16 protein-coding genes are annotated in these 22,169 nt (G+C 75.5%); 2 read left to right on the top strand and 14 right to left on the bottom strand.

Annotated elements, in window-relative coordinates; genetic code table 11:
• Positions 1–92: 92 nt before the first annotated feature.
• The 5 genes from MUU72_RS24110 to MUU72_RS24090 all read right to left on the bottom strand — a co-directional run bounded on the left by MUU72_RS24110 (position 93) and on the right by MUU72_RS24090 (position 8,177).
• Complete coding sequence (locus tag MUU72_RS24110; protein WP_248015472.1) at positions 93–2,066, bottom strand: ATP-dependent DNA helicase; 1,974 nt, start codon at positions 2,064–2,066, stop codon at positions 93–95.
• Positions 2,067–2,108: 42 nt separating this feature from the next.
• Entirely contained in the window at positions 2,109–3,887 is a 1,779-nt protein-coding gene (locus MUU72_RS24105; RefSeq protein ID WP_248015471.1) for an IucA/IucC family protein, read from the bottom strand.
• Positions 3,888–3,993: 106 nt separating this feature from the next.
• Entirely contained in the window at positions 3,994–4,674 is a 681-nt protein-coding gene (locus tag MUU72_RS24100) for a GNAT family N-acetyltransferase (RefSeq protein ID WP_248015470.1), read from the bottom strand.
• Positions 4,675–4,767: 93 nt separating this feature from the next.
• Positions 4,768–6,786 carry an IucA/IucC family protein gene (locus MUU72_RS24095; RefSeq protein ID WP_248015469.1) on the bottom strand — a complete coding sequence of 673 codons (2,019 nt, stop codon included), beginning with the start codon at positions 6,784–6,786 and terminating at the stop codon, positions 4,768–4,770.
• A complete protein-coding gene (locus tag MUU72_RS24090) occupies positions 6,786–8,177 on the bottom strand; it encodes a diaminobutyrate--2-oxoglutarate transaminase family protein (RefSeq protein ID WP_248015468.1) in 1,392 nt (463 codons plus the stop codon). Before MUU72_RS24090 ends, MUU72_RS24095 begins: the two co-directional genes overlap by 1 nt.
• A gap of 281 nt (positions 8,178–8,458) precedes the next feature.
• Here MUU72_RS24090 and MUU72_RS24085 point away from each other — a divergent pair, with 281 nt between their 5' ends.
• A complete protein-coding gene (locus MUU72_RS24085; RefSeq protein WP_248015467.1) occupies positions 8,459–9,646 on the top strand; it encodes a trypsin-like serine peptidase in 1,188 nt (395 codons plus the stop codon).
• 110 nt (positions 9,647–9,756) lie between these two features.
• On the opposite strand, the gene hflX is transcribed toward MUU72_RS24085, so the two are convergent.
• From hflX to miaA, 6 genes are all read right to left on the bottom strand, one after another.
• Entirely contained in the window at positions 9,757–11,244 is a 1,488-nt protein-coding gene (gene hflX, locus MUU72_RS24080; protein WP_248015466.1) for a GTPase HflX, read from the bottom strand.
• A gap of 262 nt (positions 11,245–11,506) precedes the next feature.
• Entirely contained in the window at positions 11,507–13,168 is a 1,662-nt protein-coding gene (locus tag MUU72_RS24075; RefSeq protein ID WP_248015465.1) for a M1 family metallopeptidase, read from the bottom strand.
• A gap of 128 nt (positions 13,169–13,296) precedes the next feature.
• Positions 13,297–15,450 carry a RelA/SpoT family protein gene (locus MUU72_RS24070; RefSeq protein WP_248015464.1) on the bottom strand — a complete coding sequence of 718 codons (2,154 nt, stop codon included), beginning with the start codon at positions 15,448–15,450 and terminating at the stop codon, positions 13,297–13,299.
• Positions 15,451–15,659: 209 nt separating this feature from the next.
• Positions 15,660–16,538, bottom strand: a complete 879-nt coding sequence (gene dapF, locus MUU72_RS24065) for a diaminopimelate epimerase (RefSeq protein WP_248015463.1) — start codon at positions 16,536–16,538, stop codon at positions 15,660–15,662.
• A gap of 75 nt (positions 16,539–16,613) precedes the next feature.
• Positions 16,614–17,168, bottom strand: a complete 555-nt coding sequence (locus MUU72_RS24060) for a hypothetical protein (protein ID WP_248015495.1) — start codon at positions 17,166–17,168, stop codon at positions 16,614–16,616.
• A gap of 109 nt (positions 17,169–17,277) precedes the next feature.
• Complete coding sequence (gene miaA / locus MUU72_RS24055) at positions 17,278–18,216, bottom strand: tRNA (adenosine(37)-N6)-dimethylallyltransferase MiaA (protein ID WP_248015462.1); 939 nt, start codon at positions 18,214–18,216, stop codon at positions 17,278–17,280.
• Between the two features lie 181 nt (positions 18,217–18,397).
• Here miaA and MUU72_RS24050 point away from each other — a divergent pair, with 181 nt between their 5' ends.
• The gene (locus tag MUU72_RS24050) at positions 18,398–18,805 is read left to right on the top strand and encodes a hypothetical protein (protein WP_248015461.1); all 408 of its coding nucleotides are present in this window, start codon (positions 18,398–18,400) and stop codon (positions 18,803–18,805) included.
• A 264-nt stretch (positions 18,806–19,069) separates the two neighbouring features.
• Here the strand turns inward: MUU72_RS24050 and MUU72_RS24045 are convergent, their stop codons facing one another.
• The 3 genes from MUU72_RS24045 to MUU72_RS24035 form a co-directional block, all read right to left on the bottom strand.
• Positions 19,070–19,798 (bottom strand): class III extradiol dioxygenase subunit B-like domain-containing protein, encoded by a 729-nt coding sequence (locus MUU72_RS24045; protein ID WP_248015460.1) that lies wholly within the window; start codon positions 19,796–19,798, stop codon positions 19,070–19,072.
• 61 nt (positions 19,799–19,859) lie between these two features.
• The gene (gene miaB / locus MUU72_RS24040) at positions 19,860–21,383 is read right to left on the bottom strand and encodes a tRNA (N6-isopentenyl adenosine(37)-C2)-methylthiotransferase MiaB (protein WP_372503250.1); all 1,524 of its coding nucleotides are present in this window, start codon (positions 21,381–21,383) and stop codon (positions 19,860–19,862) included.
• 41 nt (positions 21,384–21,424) lie between these two features.
• Positions 21,425–22,042: a maleylpyruvate isomerase family mycothiol-dependent enzyme gene (locus MUU72_RS24035; protein ID WP_248015459.1), complete on the bottom strand. Its 618-nt coding sequence runs from the start codon at positions 22,040–22,042 to the stop codon at positions 21,425–21,427.
• Positions 22,043–22,169 lie beyond the last annotated feature (127 nt).

Here is a 22,169-nt window from a genome sequence, read left to right as displayed (position 1 = left end):
GGAACCACTGCGCCGGTTCCCTCCCGGGGCTCCGCACTGCCGCAGAGTCCTGCGGCGCCCGCTCTCCCCGGGCCCCGCAGGACGTGCTTTCGCTACTCCGCCGCCGCTTCCCTGGCCGCCTTGTCGATGGCGGCCAGCGAGCGGCGCACCTGATTGCGGTCGGTGGTGTACCAGAAGTCCGGCATGGACTTGCGGAGGAACGAGCCGTAGCGGGCCCGTTCCACGCGCGGGTCCAGCACCGCCACCACCCCGCGGTCCCCGGTGGCCCGCACCAGGCGGCCCGCGCCCTGCGCCATCAGCAGCGCGGCATGGGTCGCGGCGACCGCCATGAAGCCATTGCCGCCGGCCTCCTCCACGGCCTTCTGCCGGGCACTCATCAGCGGATCGTCCGGCCGCGGGAACGGCACCCGGTCCATCACCACCAGCTGGCAGTTCGGCCCCGGCACGTCCACGCCCTGCCAGAGGGAGAGCGTGCCGAACAGGCAGGTCCGGGCGTCCGCGGCGAAATTCCGGATCAGCTCGCCGAGGGTCTCCTCGCCCTGGAGCAGGATCGGCATGTCCAGCCGGCCGCGCATCGCCTCCGCCGCGGCCTGGGCGCCGCGCATCGACGAGAACAGCCCCAGCGTCCGCCCGCCGGCCGCCTCGATCAGCTCCGCCAGCTCGTCCAGCATGTCGCCCCGGCTGCCCTCCCGGCCCGGCTGGGAGAGGTGTTTGGCGACGTAGAGGATGCCCTGCTTGCCGTAGTTGAACGGCGAACCGACGTCCAGGCCCTTCCACACCGGCTCGTCCTCGCCCGCGGTGCCCTCCGGGCCCAGGCCCAGCGAGGCCGCGACGCCGTTGAAGTCACCGCCCAGCTTCAGGGTCGCGGAGGTCAGCACCACCGAGCGGTCGGTGAACAGCTTCTCCCGCAGCAGGCCGGAGACCGACAGCGGCGCCACCCGCAGCGACGCGCCGAAGCGGTCGTGGCGTTCGTACCAGACCACGTCGTACTCGGAGCCGTTCGCGATCCGCTCGGCGACGTCGTGGACGTTCTCCACCGCGGCGAGGGCCTGCTTGCGGACCGCGTCCTCGTCCTGGACGGACCTGTCGCGGGTCGAGCCGAGCGCGACGACGACCTGGCGGGCCGCGTCCCGCAGCGCCATCAGGCAGTAGCCCAGCTCCTCGGGGATCTCCTCCAGGCGGCCCGGCAGCGCCAGCTCCATCAGCCGCTCGAAGGTCTCCGCGGCGGTCTGCAGCTGATCGGCGGCCTTCTCGTTGACCAGCTTGGCGGCGCGGCGGACGGCGCGGTTGACCTGGCCGGGGGTGAGCTCCCCAGTGGCCACGCCGGTGACCCGGGAGACCAGCTCATGGGCCTCGTCGATGATCAGGACCTCGTGCTGCGGCAGCACCGGGGCGCCCTCGATGGCGTCGATCGCCAGCAGCGCGTGGTTGGTGATCACCACATCGGCGAGCTTGGCCCGCTCCCGGGCCGCCTCGGCGAAGCACTCCGCGCCGTACGCGCACTTCGAGGCGCCCAGGCACTCCCGGGAGGAGACCGAGACCTGGCCCCAGGCGCGGTCCGAGACGCCGGGGGTGAGGTCGTCGCGGTCACCGGTCTCGGTCTCGTCCGCCCAGTCCCGCAGCCGCAGCAGGTCCTTGCCGAGCTTGCTGGTCGGCGCCGCCTGCTCGAAGACGTCGAAGAGGCCGTCCTCCTCGTCCTGCGGGGCGCCCTCGTGGAGGCGGTGCAGGCAGAGGTAGTTGGACCGGCCCTTGAGCATCGCGAACTGGGGGCGGCGGCGCAGCAGCGGATGCAGCGCCTCCACCGTCCGCGGCAGATCGCGCTCGACCAGCTGGCGCTGGAGGGCGAGGGTGGCCGTGGCGACCACCACCCTCTCGCCGTGGGCCAGCGCCGGCACCAGATAGCCGAGGGACTTTCCGGTGCCGGTGCCGGCCTGCACCAGGAGGTGGGCGGCGTCGTCCACGGCCGCTTCGACGGCCTCGGCCATGGCCACCTGGCCGGGGCGCTCGGTGCCGCCGACGGCGCTGACGGCGGCGTGGAGCAGATCGGGGAGAGAGGGCTTCGTCATAGCGTCTGCAAGCCTACGCGGGACCACCGACAGCGCGGTCGGTCACGGCGCGTACAGGGGGTTGGGGACGGTGCCGTGGACGGCGGCGTGCGGGCGGTCGCGGCGATCGCGGTAACCGTCCACGTGCAGCCGGTTGCGGTTCAGGCACAGCCGCTCGATCCGGGGGGTGAGCAGGTCGAAGGTCTCCTGCCGCGCCTTGAGGTGCGGGAACCGCTCGTGGTGGCGCATGATCTCCGCCCGGACGAGGGACCAGAACTCCCCCTCGGGCACGCCCAGTTGCTCCTCGCACAGCGGCGCCAGATAGCGGAAGACCCCGACGAACAGCCCGGAGTGGATGAACTGGGTCAGGAAGGCGGGCGGTTCGGTGAGCAGCACCGCCCGGACGTCGTCCGGCATGGTGGCGTGCTCGGGCAGCGGCCGGTCGCAGGTGTTGACGTCGTCGACGAAGTCCTTCACCGCCAGGCGGGTGGGCACGTCGTCCGCGTCGAAGACGACGATGGCGTTCTCGCCGTGCGGGGAGAAGACCGTGCCGTACTGGTAGAGGAAGTGCAGCAGGGGTGGCAGCAGGGCGGCGAACAGCCGGGCCAGCCAGGTGCGCGGGGCCAGGCCGGAGCGGTGCACCAGCTCCGCGGTGAGCGCCCGCCCGGCCGGGTCGGTCTGGAGCAGGGAGGCCAGGGTGCGGGCGCGCTCCCCCGGGTCGAGGTGGCCGGTGAGCGGCTCCCGCCAGATGCAGCCGAGCAGCTCCTTGTACTGGTACGGGACGCCGGGCAGCCGGTCGTAGAGGGGGTGCTCGACGGTGACGGAGGCGGTCTCGCCGAGCAGGATCACCCGCGTCTCGTCGCGCAGATACGTATCGCCGTCGCGCAGGCCGTGCACCCAGCCGGTGACGGCGGGGGCGGCGAGGGTTCGCTCGGTGGGCAGCCCGCGCCAGACCAGGGTGTTGAGGATGGACAGCGGCAGCTTGACGGTGCGCGCGCGGGGGCGGGTGAGGTTGAGGAAGGTGCGGATCGACTGCTGCGGCAGGCGGAGGTCGTTGTCGGCGGGCAGCGCGACGAGGGAGCCGTCGGCGAGCTGCGGGGCGAAGAGCGGGGCGATGGTCTCGTCCCACTGCCAGGGGTGGACGGGGAGGTAGAGGTAGTCGGCGGGGTCGCGGCCGGCGTCGGTGAGGGCGGTGGCGAAGGCGTGCCGGGTGGCGGGGTCGAGCTCCTCGCCGTAGAGGCGGTCGGGGGTGGCCAGGGCGGGGACGCCGCGGTACTGGGCGATGCGGTGGTGGGCGGCGAGCCAGGGCAGCCGGTGCGGGGTGCGGGCCTCCGGGGCCCAGGTCGCCGCGTCGGTGGCGGAGAAGCCGAGCCGGCCCTTGTTGGCGACGAGCCAGGGGTGGCCGGTCTGGTGGCCTTCGAGGGCGGCGTAGTCCAGGTCGGCGAGTTCGGCGGCGGTGAGCGCGGTGGCGTCCAGGTGGGTGTCGGCGGCGAGGGTGGCGGTCAGCTCACGGATGAGGTGGCCGGTGGTGTCGCCGGACAGGCCCAGCAGCGTGTCGTGGGCGTGGGAGAGGAAGCGGAAGGGATCGGCGTCGGGGGTGATCGAGTGCGGGGCGACGCGCCAGTGCCCGTAGGCGCCCCTGCGGGCGGTGAAGCGGTAGGTGAGGTGGTCGGTCACGGGCAGGCGGTAGCGGGGCGCGCCGTCCGGGGCGGCGCCGTCCGGTTCGGGGGTGAGGATCTCCTCGTAGGCGAATTCGGCGAGCATCTTGGCGAAGAGCCGGCGGGCGGCGTGCTGCCAGGCGACGGCCGGGCCGGGGGCGGACGGGCGGGACGCAGGAGACAAGGTGGGACTCCTCGGTGCGGGACCGGCCCGGCACGTGCGGGGGACAAGCGGGCCGGCCGGATGGATGGCGTACGCGAGCGGGGCCGTCGACGGACGGCCCCGGGGGTCACAGCAGGTGGCGATGGGCGCGGTCGCGGACCATCAGCGCCGCGCGTTTCTCCGGCAGGTCGATCTCCTCGGCGTAGTGGAAGCCGGCGCTCAGGAAGGCCGCGACGGAGGCGGTGTTGCGCAGGTCCGGTTCGGCGAGGACGCGCCCGCACCGCGGGCGGGCGTCCAGGACGAGGTCGGCGGTGGCGCGCAGCAGCACGGCGCCCAGTCCGCGGCCGCGGTCGCCGGAGCCGCCGATGAGCAGGTGGATGCCGGTGTCGTGGGGCCGGGCCGGGTAGTGGCGGGCGAGGCGGTCCAGGTCGGCGCGGTAGATCTCCCAGTAGCTCATCGGGACGCCGTCCAGGACGCCGAGGCAGGGGACGCTGCGGCCGTCGCCGTCCAGCTGGGCGCGCAGGTGGGCCGCGGTGGTCTCCGGCGGCCCGGCCAGCTCCCAGAAGGCGGCGACCGCGGGATCGTTCATCCAGGCGGTGATCCGGTCCAGGTCCCGGTCGAGGTCCACGGGGACGAGGGCGAACGGCCCGGCGGGGGTGTCGGCCGGCGGCCAGTCGGCGAGGTGGTCCAGGAGGGGGCCCGCCGCGGGGGTGGGGGCGGCGGGCGGTGCCGCGCCGGGGTGGGGCGCGGGCGGGGATCCGAGGGTGTCGTCCGGCGCGGGAGTGGGGCCGGCATCGGTCGGTGGCACGGGACGCTCTCCTGTGGGACTGGGGAGACGACAGGGGCTAGGGGTGTCCGCGTCCCGTCTGCCGGGCGGTCAACGGCACGGTGCGGACACCCCCTAGAGCGCGAGCGGGTTGGGCAGGGTGACGTAGACGGACTGGGTGTCGACCGGGCCGACGAGTTCGTCCAGGCCGTGCAGCCGGGTCGCGAGGTTGGCCTTGCAGCGCAGCGTGCGGGCGGACAGCAGCCGCTCGGGCAGGGACGAGCGGTGGGCGGGCGGGGCCGCCGCGGCGTCGGTGAGGAAGCGCCGGAAGGCGGCGAGCAGGATCTCCTCGCGGACGAGCCGGGCCGCGCCGAACGCCCCGATCAGCCCGAACACGTTGTTGATGCCGAGGTAGTACGCGAACCGCTCGTCGGTGACGTCGTCCGCGACGAAGGTGTCGCTGGCGGCGCCGATGCCGGGCAGCCGCCGCTCCAGGTCGGCGCGGCGGGAGGTGCGGAAGTAGTAGCCCTGGTTGTCGCGGTAGCGGCCGCCGGCCGGCCAGCCGTCGGCGTCCAGCAGGACGAGGGTGTTCTGCTGGTGGGCCTCCAGGGCGACGCCGGCCGTCCCGTCGAGCCAGAGGACGGGCCGGACGACCGCTTCGAGGTAGCGCAGGAACCACTCGGTGGCGACCGCGCCGGCCGGCCGTCCGGTGCGGGCGCTGAGCGCGCCGACCACGCTCTCCAGCCGGGAGCGCATGACGCCGGAGCCGGGCCAGGGGCGCGGGGCGGTGAGCCCGGCGATGCAGACCGCGTCGTCGCCGGGGGCGAAGGGCTGGTGGCGGATGACGGCGTCCAGGCCCTGGACCGGCTCGCCGCCGGGGCCGTCGACGGCGAGGTAGGCGGGGTCGCGGACGATGTCGAAGCCGGGGGTGCCGGGGAACGCGGCCCGCCACTCGGCGCCCAGGCCGGTGCGCAGCAGCCGGTGGACCTCCACTCCGCGCAGGAGTTCCTTGCGGAGGTTCTCCCGGCGGGAGTTGGTGATCCGCAGGCCCAGGGAGAGCTTGAGCATCGCCGGCGCCCCGGGGCGGAAGACGGTGCGGACGGAGGAGGTGGGGTGCCACAGCGGGCCGTACGGGCCGAGGTCGTGCAGCAGGCCCGCCTCGCGCAGCGCGGCGGTCTCCGGGCGGGCGGCGAGGTCGCGGGCCTGCCAGGGGTGGAGCGGCAGCGGCACGGTGCCCTCGGGGAGCGGGAGGCCGTCGCCGGCGAGCCGGGCGGCGAGCCGGGCGGCCGGGACGGTCCGGCCGCGCTCGGTCCAGGCGGAGTCGGTGGCGAGGACGGAGGGGTGGACGGCCGCCCAGTGCAGTGGGAAGGCGCCGCGGAGCTCGGGTGAATAGGCGCGGGTCTCGGCGTCGGTGAGGCCCTCGCGGCTCTTGGGCGTGGGGTGCAGCGGGTGGCCCAGGAGGAGCGACTGCTCGGCTTCGAGGAAGCGGGAGCCGGGGCCCTCCTCGGGGCGGGACCGCCGGTCGGCGAGGATCAGGGCCGTGGTCCGGACGGAGTTGGCGACCCGGCCGACCAGCTCGGCGCCGTCGCCGTCCGGGGCCTGCGGGGTGTCGGCGGCGGGCGGCTCGCCGCCGTCGGCGACCCGGTGCTCACCGCCGTCCGAGGCCCGCCGGTCGCCGCCGTGGGCGGCCTCGCGGCGCAGCAGCGCGGCGAGCGTGACGGCGTCCAGCGGTGCCGAGCCGGGCGGGGTGCCCTCCAGGGTGGGGGCGCCCAGGCGGTGCCAGCCGGTGGCCGACCAGTAGCGGACGGGGATGTGCAGGGCGGTGGCGCTGGCGTGCAGCGGCAGGCGCAGCCGGCCGCCGGCCGGGCGGGGGGTGCCGTGCTCGCGGAGCCAGCAGCGCAGGAGGTTCTCGATGCCCGCGGCGTCGGCGGCGGCGGCCGGGTCCGGGTGGTCGAGGGGGTCGGCGTCGGGGTGCCGCACGGGGTCGCACGGGCCGGGGTCGTGGTCCTCGGCGCGGGTCTGCTGGTGGCAGGTGTCGTCGCCGGGGCGGCGCTGCTGGCGGGGGACGGTCGGCTCGATCAGGCCGGCGCCCTGGGGGTGGGCGGGGGACCGTTCGGCGGTGTGGGGGCCGTCGGGGGCGGGGCGTTCGGTCATCAGGGGGTGCCTCGCAGGGTGGTGGGGGCCGGCCCCTGGGGGCCGGGGGTGGTGCGGACCGCCGCCGCGAGGGCGTCGGCGAGGCGGTCGAGGACCGCGTCCGCCTGTTCGTCGGTGAGGGTCAGGGGCGGCAGCAGCCGGACGACGGCGGAGTGCCGGCCGCCGAGTTCGACGATCAGGCCGCGGTCCAGGCACGCCTGCTGGACGGCGGCGGCCAGCGCCGGGTCGGCGGGGCGGGCGCCGAGGGCGTCGGCGGGGGCGTCCCGGTCGACGATCTCGACGCCGAGCATCAGCCCGCGGCCGCGGACGTCGCCGATGCAGTCGTGGGCGGCGGCCAGTTCCCGCAGCCGGGTGAGCATGGCGGCGCCGAGCCGCGCGGCGTGGTCGGCGAGGCCGTTGCGGCGGACGTGGGCGAGGGTGGCGGCGCCGGCGGCCATGGCGAGCTGGTTGCCGCGGAAGGTGCCGGCGTGCGCGCCGGGCCGCCAGGTGTCGAGGTCGGCGCGGTAGACGAGGACGGCGAGCGGGAGGCTGCCGCCGATCGCCTTGGAGAGCACCAGGACGTCGGGCACGATGCCGCTGCGCTCGACGGCCCAGAAGGTGCCGGTGCGGCCGACGCCGGTCTGCACCTCGTCGACGATCAGCGGGATGCCGCGGGCGGCGGTGATCTCCCGCATCCGGCGCAGCCAGGCGTCCGGGGCGGGGATCACCCCGCCCTCGCCCTGGACCGGTTCGAGGATCATCCCGGCGGGCCGGGGCACGCCGCCCTTGGGGTCGTCGAGGAGGTGCTCGGTCCAGCGGGCGGCCAGTTCCGCGCCCTGCTCGCCGCCGGTGCCGAAGGGGCAGCGGTAGGCGTACGGGTAGGGCAGCCGGGTCACGCCGGGGTGCCGGGCGCCCCCGGAGGCGGCCAGCGCGTCCGCGGTCATGCCGTGGTACGCGCCGGAGAAGGCGGCCAGGCCGGACCGCCCGGTGGCGGTGCGGACGAGGGTGAAGGCCGCCTCGACGGCGTCGGTGCCGGCCGGCCCGCAGAACTGGATCCGCCCGTTTTCGGCCAATTCCCTGGGGAGGGTGGCGAACAGCTCGGTGGTGAACGCGTCCTTGACCGGGGTCGCCAGGTCGAGGATGTGCAGCGGCGCCCCGGAGTCCAGGACGGTGCGGATCGCCTCCAGGACCACGGGGTGGTTGTGGCCGAGCGCGAGGGTGCCGGCGCCGGAGAGGCAGTCGAGGTAGCGCCGGCCGTCGGCGCCCTCGATGGTCAGCCCGCGGGCGCGCACCGGCACGATCGGCAGCGAGCGCGCGTAGGTGCGGGCGGCGGACTCACGCAGGGCCTGCCGGCGCAGGATCCCCTCGTGGGCCGGCGGTGCGGCCGCCGGCACGGATTCGGTCAACGCCACGGCAGTTGTGTCCTCCTGCTGGTGAACTGCTGGATACCGCGCGGGCCCGGCGGGCAGCCCGGCCGTCCCCCGTACGTACCAACGACGGCGGCGGCGTGGGAACACGGCCGGCGGCAAGATCCTTGGCGGCGGGAACCGGGGCCCCGGGTACCACCGTCCCTCCGGGCACCGGCATAGTGGGGGGCTGCACCGGGATCTTGCGGTTCATGACAAGCACCGCCCCGGGGCACCGCTCACGAGCCGCACCGGCTCACCGTTTGACACAGGGGGAGAACGCACCCATGCGATCGATACGCCGGCCAGTGCTGGCCGCCGCAGCCCTGACGGCCGTGGTGGCGCTGACCGCCACCGGCTGCGGGCCGTCGGGCGACAACGCGGACGCCAAGCCGACCGCGTCCGCCGAGGACTCCACGGGCGGGGGTGCCATCAAGATCCCCAAGGACCTCCAGGACAAGCTCCGGGAGCACGGCGTCGACCTGGACAAGTGGAAGAACGGCGAGTGGAAGAACTGGGACAAGGACAAGTGGCTCCGGGAGGCCGGGGAGTTCATCAACCCGATCATCAAGAACTTCTGGAACCCTGACAAGATCGACAAGGTCAAGCCGCCCAAGGACCCCAGCAAGCCCTCGGACATCACCGAGGACCAGGGCAAGACCGACCCGGAGCCGGCCGCGGTCGCCGCGCAGCCGGTGCGGACGCCCTACACCTCCACCGCGCCGGGCGTGGGCCTGCTGCTGTTCAGCACCCCGCAGGGCGAGTCCCGCTGCTCCGCCACCGTCGTCAAGGACCCGGCCCACCCGGGCAAGTCCAACCTCGTGTGGACCGCGGCGCACTGCGTGCACGCCGGCAAGAACGGCGGCTGGTACCGCAACATGATGTTCGTCCCGAACTTCAACCGGACCGGTGTGCCGGCCAGCCGGATGAAGACCACCCCCTTCGAGGACCGGGTCCCGTCGGGCAAGTGGTGGGCGGACGACATGACCACCTCCAAGGAGTGGATCGCCGACGGCGGTGCCGTCCCGGGCGTGCCGATGGCCCCGTACGACTTCGCGCTGATGCACGTGAAGCCGGAGGAGAGCACCAACGGCAAGTCGCTGGAGGAGATGGCCGGCGGCGCCTACGCGATCGACTTCAACGCCCCGGCGATGTCGAAGATCCCGAGCCTGACGGCGCAGGGCTACCCGGCCGAGCCGCCGTTCGACGGCGCGGCGCAGCAGTCCTGCACCGACCGGCCGACCCGGCTGACGATGGACGCCAGGAAGCCGACCATGTACCGCATCGGCTGCACCATGACCGGTGGGTCGTCCGGCGGTCCGTGGTTCATGAAGGGCGCGGACGGCAAGCCGGTGCTGATCTCCAACATGTCGATGGGGCCGCGTCCGGCCCGCTGGTCGGCGGGCCCGCACCTGGGCGCCGAGGCCAAGTCGCTCTTCGACGCGATGAGCCGGAAGTGGGCGAACAAGCAGTGACCCGCTGCGCGGGGGCGGCCGGCGCCGCCCCCGCGCACGGCCGAGGGCCCGCCCCGGGGAGACCGGGGCGGGCCCTCGTGTGGGTGCGGCGCCGTGCGCTCGGCGGGCCGTCAGGCGGCCGGGACGAACGGCCGGAACTCGGCGGCCAGTTCCTCGTGGACCCGGGCCTTGAGGACCGTGCCCTCGGCGGTGTGCTCCTCGGAGAGCACCTCGCCCTCGGCGTGCGCCCGCGAGACCAGGGCGCCCTGGGTGTAGGGCACCAGGACCTCGATCTCGACCTGCGGGCGCGGGAGTTCCGCGTCGAGCAGCTCGCGCAGCTCGGCGATGCCCTCGCCCGTGCGGGCCGAGACCACCAGGGCGCGCTTCTCCTGGCGGAGCAGGCGCTGGAGGGTCAGCGGATCGGCGGCGTCGGCCTTGTTGACGATCACGATCTCGGGGACGTCGGTCGCGCCGACGTCGCGGATCACCTCGCGGACCGCCGCCAGCTGCTCCTCCGGCGCCGGGTGCGAGCCGTCGACCACGTGCAGGATGAGGTCGGCGTCGGCGACCTCCTCCATCGTGGAGCGGAACGCCTCGACGAGGTGGTGCGGCAGGTGGCGGACGAAGCCGACGGTGTCGGCGAGGGTGAACAGCCGCCCGCTGGGCGTCTCGGCCCGCCGGACGGTCGGGTCCAGGGTGGCGAACAGGGCGTTCTCCACCAGGACGCCGGCGCCGGTGAGGCGGTTGAGCAGGGAGGACTTACCGGCGTTGGTGTAGCCGGCGATGGCGACCGAGGGGATCTTGTTGCGCCGGCGCTCCTGGCGCTTGACGTCCCGGCCGGTCTTCATCTCCGCGATCTCCCGGCGCATCTTCGCCATCTTCTCGCGGATCCGCCGCCGGTCGGTCTCGATCTTGGTCTCACCGGGACCGCGGGTGGCCATACCGCCGCCCGCCGAACCGGAGCCACCGCCACCCATCTGGCGGGACAGCGACTGGCCCCAGCCGCGCAGCCTGGGCAGCATGTACTGCATCTGCGCCAGCGAGACCTGCGCCTTGCCCTCCCGGGACTTGGCGTGCTGGGCGAAGATGTCGAGGATCAGGGCGGTCCGGTCGACCACCTTGACCTTGACGACGTCCTCCAGGTGGATCAGCTGGCCCGGGGAGAGCTCACCGTCGCAGACGACGGTGTCGGCCCCGGACTCCAGCACGATGTCGCGCAGCTCCAGCGCCTTGCCGGAGCCGATGTAGGTAGCCGGGTCCGGCTTGTCGCGGCGCTGGACGACGCCGTCGAGCACCAGCGCGCCGGCGGTCTCGGCCAGGGCGGCGAGCTCGGCGAGGGAGTTCTCCGCGTCCTGCACCGTCCCGGACGTCCAGACACCGACGAGCACCACGCGCTCCAGGCGCAGCTGGCGGTACTCGACCTCGGTGACGTCCTCCAGCTCGGTGGAGAGCCCGGCGACGCGGCGCAGTGCCGCGCGCTCGGAGCGGTCGTACTGGTCGCCGTCACGCTCCCCGTCGATCTCGTGGCTCCAGGCGACGTCCTCTTCCATCAGGGCGTCGGCCCGAAGGCTCTCGGGGAGGCGCTGCCGGTCCTGCGGAAGGGAAGAAGAGGAGGTCATTTGATCCTTCGCGTCGTAGGGAGGCCCCGGGGACCGGTCGGTCCGGCCGGGACGGTGTGGCTGTGCCGTTCGCTTGCGTCAACGTCCGGGCGGTCCCGGAGATTCCCGGGGGCCGGCCGCCGGCGGCCGCTGTCGGCCCGTTGATGGTCGCACGGCCGCGAGACGGCCGTCACGCGGGTTTCCGGTGTTTCGGCGGAGGTGCCCCCTCCGGGCGGTCGCGGCAGGGGCGGCCGGCTGCGGCGCCGGCGGCCGTCGGGGGCGGTCACCGCCGGTGCAGCCGCGGTCCACCCGGGGTCGCCGCCGGGCGGACGGGGCGGTGCTGCGGCGTCCGGCCGGCCGCCGCGGTCTGCGCGGTCTTCGCCGTCCTGGCAGCCTTCGCGGCCTTCTGGGGGCGCCACTCCGGGTGGCCGGGCATCGCCGGCGTCTTCTGGCCGTAGAGCCACTCCCAGAAGAAGCCGGAGAGGTTGTGGCCGTAGATGTGGGAGGCCAGCGTGATGAAGTCGGCGGTGCCGGCCACCCCGTCGCGGTGCTTGGCCACCCATTCGCGCTCCAGCCGGTCGAAGCCGGCCTGGCCCATCTTGTGGCGCAGCGCGTACAGGACCAGCGCGCTGCCGTCGTAGATCACCGGCCGGAAGATGCCGATCTTGCGGCCCTGGTCGGGGACCTTGGGCAGGGCCGGCGGGCCGCCCTCCGCGCGCCAGCCGTCCGACATCTCGTAGGCCCGCTGCATCCGGGTCTCCAGGGAGGCCCGGCGGTCGCCCTTCTCCTGCGCGTAGAGGGCCTCGTACCAGGTGGCGTGGGCCTCGTTGAGCCAGACGTCGGACCACCGGCGGGGGCTGACGCTGTCGCCGAACCACTGGTGGGCCAGTTCGTGCACCATCACCGACTCCACGTACCAGTCGGGCAGCTGGGCGGTGGTGAACAGGCGCTTCTCGAAGAGCGAGAGGGTCTGGGTCTCCAGCTCGAAGCCGGTGCTGGCGTCCGCGATCAGGACGCCGTAGCTCTCGAACGGGAACGGGCCGACCCGGCGCTCCATCCAGGCCACCTGGTCCGGGGTCCGGGCCAGCCAGCGGGCCAGCGCGGGGCGGGCCGCGGCCGGGACGACGTCGCGGACCGGCAGGCCGTGCGGGCCGCGCCGCGGCAGCACGCTGGACCGCCCGATGGAGACCTGCGCCAGCTCGGTGGCCATGGGGTGCGCGGTGCGGTAGGTCCAGGTGCGGCGCGCGCCCCGGGTGCCCTCGCCGGCCGGCAGCCCGTTGGCGACCGCCGTCAGGCCCTGGGGCACGGTGATGCGGAAGGTGAAGTACGCCTTGTCGGAGGGGTGGTCGTTGCACGGGAAGACCCGGTGGGCGGCGTCGGCCTGGTTGGCCATCGCCAGCCCGTCGGCCGTGCGGATCCAGCCGCCGTTGCCCCGGCCCCGGGGGTCGCTGGTGTGCCGGACGACGATCCGCACCTGCTGCCCGGGGAAGATGTGCACGGCCGGGGTGAGGACCAGGTCCTCGCCGGCCTGCTCGTGCCGGGCGGGCAGCCCGTCGACCAGGACGGAGCGCACCGCGCCGTCGGCGAAGTCGAGGTTGAGCCGGTCGAGGTTGCCGGTGGCCCGGGCGTTGATCACGGTGACCGCGTCCAGCGGCCGGTCGTTGCGGCCCGGGTAGTCCAGCGAGATGTCGTACGAGGTGACGTGGTAGCCGGGGTTGCCGAGCGCCGGGAAGAGGCGGTCGCCGATGCCCTGGGGCTCGGCGGGCGGCGGGGCGGCCGCGGCGAGCGTGGCGGCGGCCGCGAGGCCGAGGGCGGCGGCCCGGCGGGGGACCCGGCCGCGGCGGGCGCGGCGGCGGTCCCGGCCGGGTGCGGGGCGGCCGGCGGTGGTGCTGTCGGAGGCGGGCCCGGCGGGCTCGCGGGACGGACGGCGCGGGGGAACGGACATGGGCTACCGCTATCAGCGCGGCCCGCTCCCCCGTGGACGGCACGGCAGGACGGCACCCGAACGGGCGGCGCCCCGGCCGTCCGGCTTGCGTCCGCCCGCCCGATCTGCCTACGGGTGGGCGCGGGCCGTCAGGAGCGGACCGCCGCGGCCGCCCGGACCACGTCGAAGACGCCCGGCACCTGGCGCATCGCCCGCATCAGGGACGGCAGGCCGTCGGCGTCGGGCAGGTGGAGGGTGTAGGTGTGCCGGACCAGCTGCTCGTGCGGGGGTTCGACGGCGGCGGAGACCACGGCGGCACCCTCGGCGGCGATCGCCTCGGTGAGGTCGGGCAGCAGGTGCGGGCGGCTGAACGCCTCGGCCAGCAGGGTCACCCGGCAGCCGTGGCCACCCGCGTCGGTGCCCCGCCAGCGGACCCCGACCGGCTGCCGGCCCATCGCCGCCATCCGGGCCACCGCGGGGCACAGCGCCCGGTGGACGGTGACCGTGCCGCCGCGGACCGCGAACCCGGTGACGGTGTCCGGGGGCACCGGGGTGCAGCAGCCGGCCAGCCGGACCGCGGCGCCGGGCAGGTCCGCCACCGCCGGCGGGGCGGCGGCCGGGCCGCGGTCCGGGCCGGGCGGGCGGTGCGCGGGCGAGCGGCGGCGCTCGCCGTGGTGGCCGGCGGACGCGGCGGGCGGCTCGGCGCCGTCCCGGGGGCGGGCCAGCCACCGGGAGATGGCCAGCCGGGCGGCGGGCGTACGGGCGTGGTCGAGCCACTCCGGGGAGGGGCCGGCGGCGTCCGGGGCCATCAGCAGGTGGAGGCGGTCGCCGTCGTGCAGGACGGTCCCGAGCGCGGCGAGCCGGCCGTTGATCCGCGCGCCGATACAGCAGTGCGCCGCCTCGCCGTGCCGGGCGTAGGCGGCGTCGACGCAGCTGGCGCCGGCCGGGAGCCCGATGGTGCCGCCGGGGCCGTCGGGGGCCGCGTCGGCGCAGAAGACGGTGATCTCGCGGTCCTGGGCAAGGTCGTCGCGGAGCGAGGTCCAGAAGGTGTCCGGGTCGGGGGTGGTGCGCTGCCACTCCAGCAGCCGGTCGAGCCAGCCGGGGCGGGTCGGGTCGGCCCGCTCCCCGTCGGGAGCCTCCGTGCCGTCGGGGGGCGCGTAGGGGTTGCCGAGGGCGATCACGCCGGCCTCGGCTACCCGGTGCATCCGGTGGGTGCGGATCAGGGTCTCGGCGACGTCGCCGGTCGCGCCGGTGACGGCGGTGTGCAGCGACTGGTAGAGGTTGAACTTCGGTGCCGCGATGAAGTCCTTGAACTCCGAGACCACCGGGGTGAAGCAGGTGTGCAGCTCCCCGAGGACGGCGTAGCAGTCGGCGTCCTCGGTCACCAGGACCAGCAGCCGTCCCAGGTCCGCGCCGGTCACCCGGCCGCGGGCCAGCAGGACCCGGTGGACGGAGACGAAGTGCCGCGGCCGGACGAGGACCTGGGCGTCGATGCCGGCGTCGGCCAGGACGGCGCGGGCCCGGCGGGCGATCGCCGCGAGCGGGTCGGGGCGGCCGGCGTAGGAGGCCACCAGGCGGCGGGTCGCGGCGTACTCCTCGGGGTGCAGCACCGCGAAGACCAGGTCCTCCAGCTCGGTCTTGAGCGCCTGGACGCCGAGGCGTTCGGCGAGCGGGATGAGCACGTCGCGGGTGACGCCGGCGATCCGGGCCTGCTTCTCCGGGCGCATCACGCCCAGGGTGCGCATGTTGTGCAGCCGGTCGGCGAGTTTGATGGACATCACCCGGACGTCGTTGCCGGTGGCGACGAGCATCTTGCGGAAGGTCTCCGGTTCGGCGGCGGCGCCGTAGTCGACCTTCTCCAGTTTGGTGACGCCGTCGACGAGGTAGCGGACCTCCTCGCCGAACTCCGCACCGACCTGATGGAGCGTCACTTCCGTGTCCTCGACGGTGTCGTGGAGCAGGGAGGCGGTCAACGTCGTGGTCTCGGCGCCCAGTTCGGCGAGGATCAGGGTCACCGCGAGCGGGTGCGTGATGTACGGCTCGCCGCTCTTGCGGGTCTGGCCGCGGTGCGAGGACTCGGCGAGCTGGTACGCCTTGCTGAGGATGTCGAGGTCGGCGTCGGGGTGGTGGCGGCGGTGCACCTTGGCGACGTGTTCCAGGGCGTCCGGGAGGCCGTCGCGGGGAGCCGGGCCGAGGAGTGCGGCGCGGCCGATGCGGCGCAGGCCGCGGAGCGCCGGCCGGGGGCGGCCGCGTCTGCGGCCGGCTGCTTCGGGGTTACCAGGGTTCGTGGCCTCTGCGCTCATGGGCACCTCCGGCGGCGTCGACCGGCGGTGGGCCGCCGTCAGGTACGGCGCCCGGGCCGGTGCTTGATGCTACCGAGCCCATCACGCAGCGCTGTCCGCCTCTCGCTCACCGTGAAACGGATCACCCATTGGAGGGAACTTTCTGGCCGGAACCGTTTCTCCTCGCCGAAACCGCGTCCCCCCGCGGGGAGGCGCGCCCCGGCGCCCGTTCAGCCGGCGAGCGCGCCCGCCAGCCACTCCGCGTCGAAGGCGCCCTCGGCGACGATCACGGCCGGGCCGGTCATCTCGACGGTGCCGTCCGGCAGCTCGGTGATCGCCAGGCTGCCGCCCGGCACGTCGACGGTGTACGTCACCGGGGCGCCGGTGGCGGCCGGGTCCAGGCCGTCCCGGCGGGCGGCGGCCACCGCGACCGCGCAGGCGCCCGTACCGCAGGAGCGGGTCTCGCCGGAGCCCCGCTCGTGGACCCGCATCGCCACGTGGCGCGGGCCGCGGTCCACGACGAACTCGACGTTGACGCCGTCCGGGTAGACCCCGGCGGGGTGGAACGGCGGGGGCTCGCGCAGCTCCCCGGCGTGCGCGAGGTCCGCCACGAACGCGACGGCGTGCGGGTTGCCCATGCTGACGTTGCGGGCCGGCCAGCTGCGGCCGCCGACCTCGACGACCACGCCCTCCTCGGGGAGTACGGCGCGCCCCATGGAGACGGTGACCTCACCGGACTTGGCGACGTGCACCCGGCGGATGCCGGCGCGGGTGGCGATCGCCACGTCGCCGGCCTCGGCGAGCCCGGCGTGCAGGAGGTAGCGGGCGAAGACCCGGACGCCGTTGCCGCACATCTCGGCGATCGAGCCGTCGCCGTTGCGGTAGTCCATGAACCACTCGGCCTCGCCGGCCATCGCCCGTGCCTCGGGGTGCGCGGCGGAGCGGACGACGCGCAGCAGCCCGTCGCCGCCGACCCCGGCCCGCCGGTCGCAGATCCGGGCGACGGCGGCCGCGGGCAGGTCGAGCCGGCCGTCCGGGTCCGGGACGATCACGAAGTCGTTCTCGGTGCCGTGGCCCTTGAGGAAGGCGATGCGCTGGGTGCTGGTCACCCCTGAATCGTACGGGGTGGACGGCGCGGCGGCCGGGCGGGGCGGCGCGGCCGGCGACGGCCGCGGGGGCGCTCGTCAGCGGAGCCGGGCCACCCGCCAGATGGCCAGCGCGGCGAGTACCGCGACCACGCCCGCGTACAGGAGCACCACCCGCCAGCTGGCGCGGCGGCCGGAGCCGCGGGGCGGGAGGCCGGGCCAGGTGTGGCCGACCCGCCGGGCCGCCATCACGCCGCCGCCGGCCGCGCAGCAGCACAGCAGCAGGCCGAGCATGGCGATCACCGCGCCGCCGTCCCCGCCGAACTCGAAGGCCAGCGGGAAGGCGAACATCAGCGAGCCGAGGGCGGCCAGCGCCACGATCGGGGCGAGCTGCCACAGCCGCAGCCGCCGGGGCGGGCGCAGGTCGCGGAAGGACTCGCCGCCCTCGGGGGCCGGGCCCGTCTCGGCGTCGGGGCCGTCGGAGGCGTCCAGGGTGGCCGGGTGGCCCTCCGGGATGCCCTCACCGGGGGTCAGCGCGCGGTCGTGGGGCTCGGGGCGGGTGTCGTGCGCCGCCGGCCCGGCCTGGGCCGGGGATACCGCCCCGGCGCCGTCCCCGTCCGGTTGCTGGGCTCTGTTGCGAGGGCCGGCCTCCATTGCCACGCGCCCTCCCCACTGCCAGATCGCACGCCTCGAACGAAGGTCGATGATGACACGCCCTCAGGGGCCCGGATGACGGCCGGGGCGTCCCGATGCCATGACGTGATCAGGCTGTGACCGGTCGTTCGAGCAACGCCAGCGCCAGGGCGGGGAGGTCGGCCCGGCGGTCGGCGGCGCCGCTGAGCCAGTGGACCCGGGGATCCCGGCGGAACCACGAGTCCTGGCGGCGCGCGAAGCGCTTGGTGGCGCGCACCGTCTCGTCGCGTGCCTCCTGCTCGGTGCACTCCCCCGCGAGGTGGGCGAGGACCTGCTGGTAGCCCAGCGCCCGGGAGGCGGTACGCCCCTCGCGCAGTCCCGCGGCCGCCAGCCGGCGCACCTCGTCGACCAGGCCCGCCTCCCACATCCGGTCCACCCGCAGGGCGATCCGCTCGTCGAGTTCGGGCCGCTCGACGTCCACCCCGATCTGGAGGGTGTCGTAGACCGACTCGTGGCCGGGGAGGTTGGCGGTGAACGGGCGGCCGGTGAGCTCGATGACCTCCAGGGCGCGGACGATCCGGCGGCCGTTGCCGGGCAGGATGGCGCGCGCGGCGTCGGGGTCGGCGGCGGCGAGCCGGGCGTGCAGCGCGCCGCTGCCCTCCGCGGCGAGTTCGCCCTCCAGGCGGGCGCGGACGGCGGGGTCGGTGCCGGGGAACTCCAGGGCGTCCAGAGCGCCGCGGACGTAGAGCCCGGAGCCGCCGACCAGGATCGGGGTGCGGCCGGCGGCGAGCAGCCGGTCGATCTCGGCGCGGGCCAGCCGCTGGTACTCGGCGACGTTGGCGGCGCGGGTGACGTCCCAGATGTCCAGCAGGTGGTGCGGGACGCCCTGCCGCTCCTCGGGGGTGAGCTTCGCGGTGCCGATGTCCATACCGCGGTAGAGCTGCATGGAGTCGGCGTTGATGACCTCGCCGCCCAGGTGGCGGGCGAGCGCGACGCCCAGGTCGGACTTTCCGGCCGCGGTGGGGCCGACGACGGCGATGACCCGCGGAGCGGGGGCGACGGTGTTCACCCCGTCAGTCTCGCAAACCTCCCGGCGCCCTCTCGAACGAGCGACGTGACGGGGCACGCACGGCGTCGTTGCCTGTTGCGAGATCCCGAACGCCGGTGCGCTGCCGGGGCCCGTCGGGCGGCGCAAGGGGACGCTCCGGGAAATGCGGGATTTCACCCACATGAGGAGCGTAGGAGCAGTTATGGGCGTATTTTCGCGGTTCCGCCGGCGCAGGACCGAGGACGGGGCCGGGGCCGGGGCGGCGGTGTCGGGGGCGGAGGGCGATGCGGGGGCGGCCCCGGCCCCGGACGGGGCGGCCACCGGGGAGCCACCCGCGGCCGCCGCGCAGGCGGCCGCGGAACCGGCGCCGGAGGACGGTGCGCAGAGCGGTGCCCAGAGCGGTGCGCCGGCAGGCGCGGACGCCGCGGCGGAGCAGGCCGGGGCGGCGGAGCCGGAGACGGAGGCCGCGGCTCCGGCCGAGGGTGCCGGGGGCGCGGAGCGGGCGGAGGCGGCCGGTGCGGGGGACGCGGAGGGCGGCCCCGCGATCCCGCGGCAGCAGTCGGCCGGGGCCGCGGCGGACCGCGAGACCGGTGAGGGCGCGCGGAAGTAGCCGGTCGCCCGCCGGACGTGCGGAGACCGTGCGGCGCGGCGGATCCCGGGCGGCCCGGCCCCCGGATCCGCCGCGCCGTGGTCGTCGGGGGTGCGGGCGGGTGGTGTGCGCGGGCGGGTACGGGCGTGCGCGGGCGGCCGGGACGGGCCCCGCGCCCGCGCGCCGGCAGCCCGGCAGCCCGGTGGCGCGGCACCCGCCGGGACCGGCTCGCTGGGGGGGTGTCCGCAACGTCGCGTCGTGCGCCCGGAGGGCGTGCCGGGCGCCCTAGGACCAGGCCGCCACCGCGTAGCCCACCCCGTACGGGGCGTCCTCGCCGAGCAGTTGGCCGCGCAGGCCCGCGTCCTCGGCGGCGCCCGCCGCGACCTGCCAGCAGGAGCGGCCGGAGACCAGCAGGGCGGCCGCGAGCTCCTCGTCCAGGGCGGCCAGCGCGGCGGTGTCGGCGCCGCCCAGGGCGCGGAACGCGGCGGTGTCGAACGCCTCGGCCCGCTCGTCGAAGTAGCCCGGCGCCTTGACCGAGCGGCGGGCGCTGCCGTCGCCCAGCACCAGCAGCGCCACCCGGGGCGCGGCGGCGGCCAGCTCCCGGCCCAGCGGCAGGCAGCGGTCCGCGGGCAGCCGCTCGCCCACCGCCACGCCCTCCACGGGCGCGTCGGACCACTGCGTACGGGACAGCAGCCAGGCGCCGACGGCCAGGGAGGCCGGCAGCCGCGGACCGGTGGGCCGCTCCGCGGGTTCCGGGCCGGCCGGGCCCAGCGTCACGTCGAGCGCGACCCCGAAGTCGCGGAAGGTGCCGGGGGCGCCCTGCGGATGGCGCTGCGCACCGGCCTCGGCGCGGGCCGGGCCCAGCACGATCAGCCGGTCGGGGCGGGCCGCGGCGAGCACCCCCACGGCGTCCAGGCAGGCGGCCCGCACCGGCTCCAGTTCCGGTGCGGCGCCGGCGGCGACCTCGGGGACGAGCAGCGGCGGGCAGGGGCAGAGAGCGGCGGCTACGAGCATGCCACGCAGCGTAACGTCCGGTCCGGCGGCCCGGACCGCGGGCCGCCGGACCGGGGCGGGGTCAGTCGCAGCCGCAGCCGGCCGGGGTGGCCGGCAGCGGCGCGGGGGCGCCGATCGTCGGCAGGCCGAGCATCACCCCGGCCGGCTTGGCGGCCGCCGCGGTGGTGCGCTTCTCCCAGGCGTCGCCCGCGCGGGTGCGGCGCACGCCGAGCACCGGGCCCTCGGCCAGGAGGTGGTGCGGGGCGGCGTAGGTGACCTCGACGGTGACCACGTCGCCGGGGCGCACCGGCTCGTCGGGGCGGGTGAAGTGGACCAGGCGGTTGTCGGGGGCGCGGCCGGAGAGGCGGTGGGTGGCGCCGTCCTTGCGGCCCTCGCCCTCGGCGACCATCAGCTCCAGGGTGCGGCCGACCTGCTTCTTGTTCTCCGCCCAGGAGATCTCCTCCTGGAGGGCGACCAGGCGCTCGTAGCGGGCCTGCACGACCTCCTTGGGGATCTGCCCGTCCATCTCGGCGGCCGGGGTGCCGGGCCGCTTGGAGTACTGGAAGGTGAACGCCTGGGCGAAGCGGGCCTCGCGGACCACGTGCAGGGTCTGCTCGAAGTCCTCCTCGGTCTCCCCGGGGAAGCCGACGATGATGTCGGTGGTGATCGCCGCGTGCGGGATGGCGGCCCGGACCTTCTCGATGATGCCGAGGTAGCGCTCCTGGCGGTAGGAGCGGCGCATCGCCTTCAGGACGGTGTCCGAACCGGACTGGAGCGGCATGTGCAGCTGCGGCATGACGTTCGGCGTCTCGGCCATCGCGGCGATCACGTCGTCGGTGAAGTCGCGCGGGTGCGGGGAGGTGAACCGGACCCGCTCCAGGCCGTCGATCGACCCGCAGGCGCGCAGCAGCTTGCTGAACGCCTCGCGGTCGCCGATGTCGGAGCCGTAGGCGTTGACGTTCTGGCCGAGCAGGGTGATCTCGGAGACGCCCTCGGCGACCAGCGCCTCGACCTCGGCGAGGATGTCGCCGGGGCGGCGGTCCTTCTCCTTGCCGCGCAGCGCCGGGACGATGCAGAAGGTGCAGGTGTTGTTGCAGCCGACGGAGATGGAGACCCAGGCGGCGTAGGCGCTCTCGCGGCGGGTCGGGAGGGTGGAGGGGAACGCCTCCAGCGACTCGGCGATCTCGACCTGCGCCTCCTCCTGGACGCGGGCGCGCTCCAGGAGGACCGGCAGCTTGCCGATGTTGTGCGTACCGAAGACGACGTCCACCCAGGGCGCCTTCTTGACGATGGTGTCGCGGTCCTTCTGGGCCAGGCAGCCGCCGACCGCGATCTGCATCCCGGGGCGCCGGGCCTTCATCGGGGCCAGCCGGCCGAGGTTGCCGTACAGCCGGTTGTCGGCGTTCTCCCGCACCGCGCAGGTGTTGAAGACGACGACGTCCGCGTCGCCCTCGCCGGCGTCCTCGGGGGCCCGTACGTAGCCCGCCTCCTCCAGCAGGCCCGAGAGCCGCTCGGAGTCATGGACGTTCATCTGGCACCCGTAGGTGCGCACCTCGTACGTTTTCACTTCGGCCACTGCTGCGCCGGCCACGTCGTTACCGCTCACCCGTCCAGGGTACGGGCTCCCGGCGGGCGCTCCGGCCGGGCTCAGGCGGCGGCGAAGCGGGCCTGCGGCTCGCCGCGCAGCCGCCCCGGGGGGAGTTTGCGGCCGAAGGCGACCAGCAGGAGGTCCTGGGCGCTGCCGCGCAGCGGGCTCCCGGTGCCGTAGGTCCAGTCCAGATCGTCGGCGTGCAGGGCGACGCCGTCGAGGGCGGCGCCGAAGAACCGGGTGCCGCGCGGGGTGAGGGAGTCCAGCAGGATCCGCAGCCGGTCCGCGGGGACGCGGCGGTCCAGGCCGAGCGGGACGGTGATGTCGAGGCCGTGCACGACGTCGTGGCCCAGCGCGCCCCGGTAGCCGCCGACCGGGGGCGTCCAGGGGTGGTGGGCGTGCTCCCGGAGGGCCGCGGCGAGGGCAGCTGGTGCGAGGGCGGCGGCGTCCCGGCGGGCGCAGCGGTCGGTCATCCGGTGCAGGCTGCCGCGGGCCTTGAGGAGTTCGGCGGCGGTCCTGGGGAGCGAGGAGCGGAAGCCCAGGGACATGTGGGCGGCGACCTCGCGGACCCGCCAGCCCGCGCACAGCGAGGGCGCGTCCCACTGCTCGGGCGTGAGGGTGTCCAGCAGGTCGGCCAGTTCGCGGCGTTCGGCGGCGATCGCGGCGCGGACATCCATCGGTGCTCCCCCTGTTTCGGCTCTTCCGGTGCGGCCGGGCGGGCTGTCCACCGGGCCGGGGTCCCAGCATCCCGGCGGGGCGGCCATAAGTCCAAGAGCTTGATCTTCTTCCTCCTAGAATTGCTGG

Source organism: Streptomyces rhizoryzae (assembly GCF_023155275.1).
Taxonomy (GTDB): Bacteria; Actinomycetota; Actinomycetes; order Streptomycetales; family Streptomycetaceae; genus Streptomyces; species Streptomyces rhizoryzae.
Note: the sequence above shows the minus strand (reverse complement) of the source record. Positions and strands in the feature narration are given on the sequence as shown.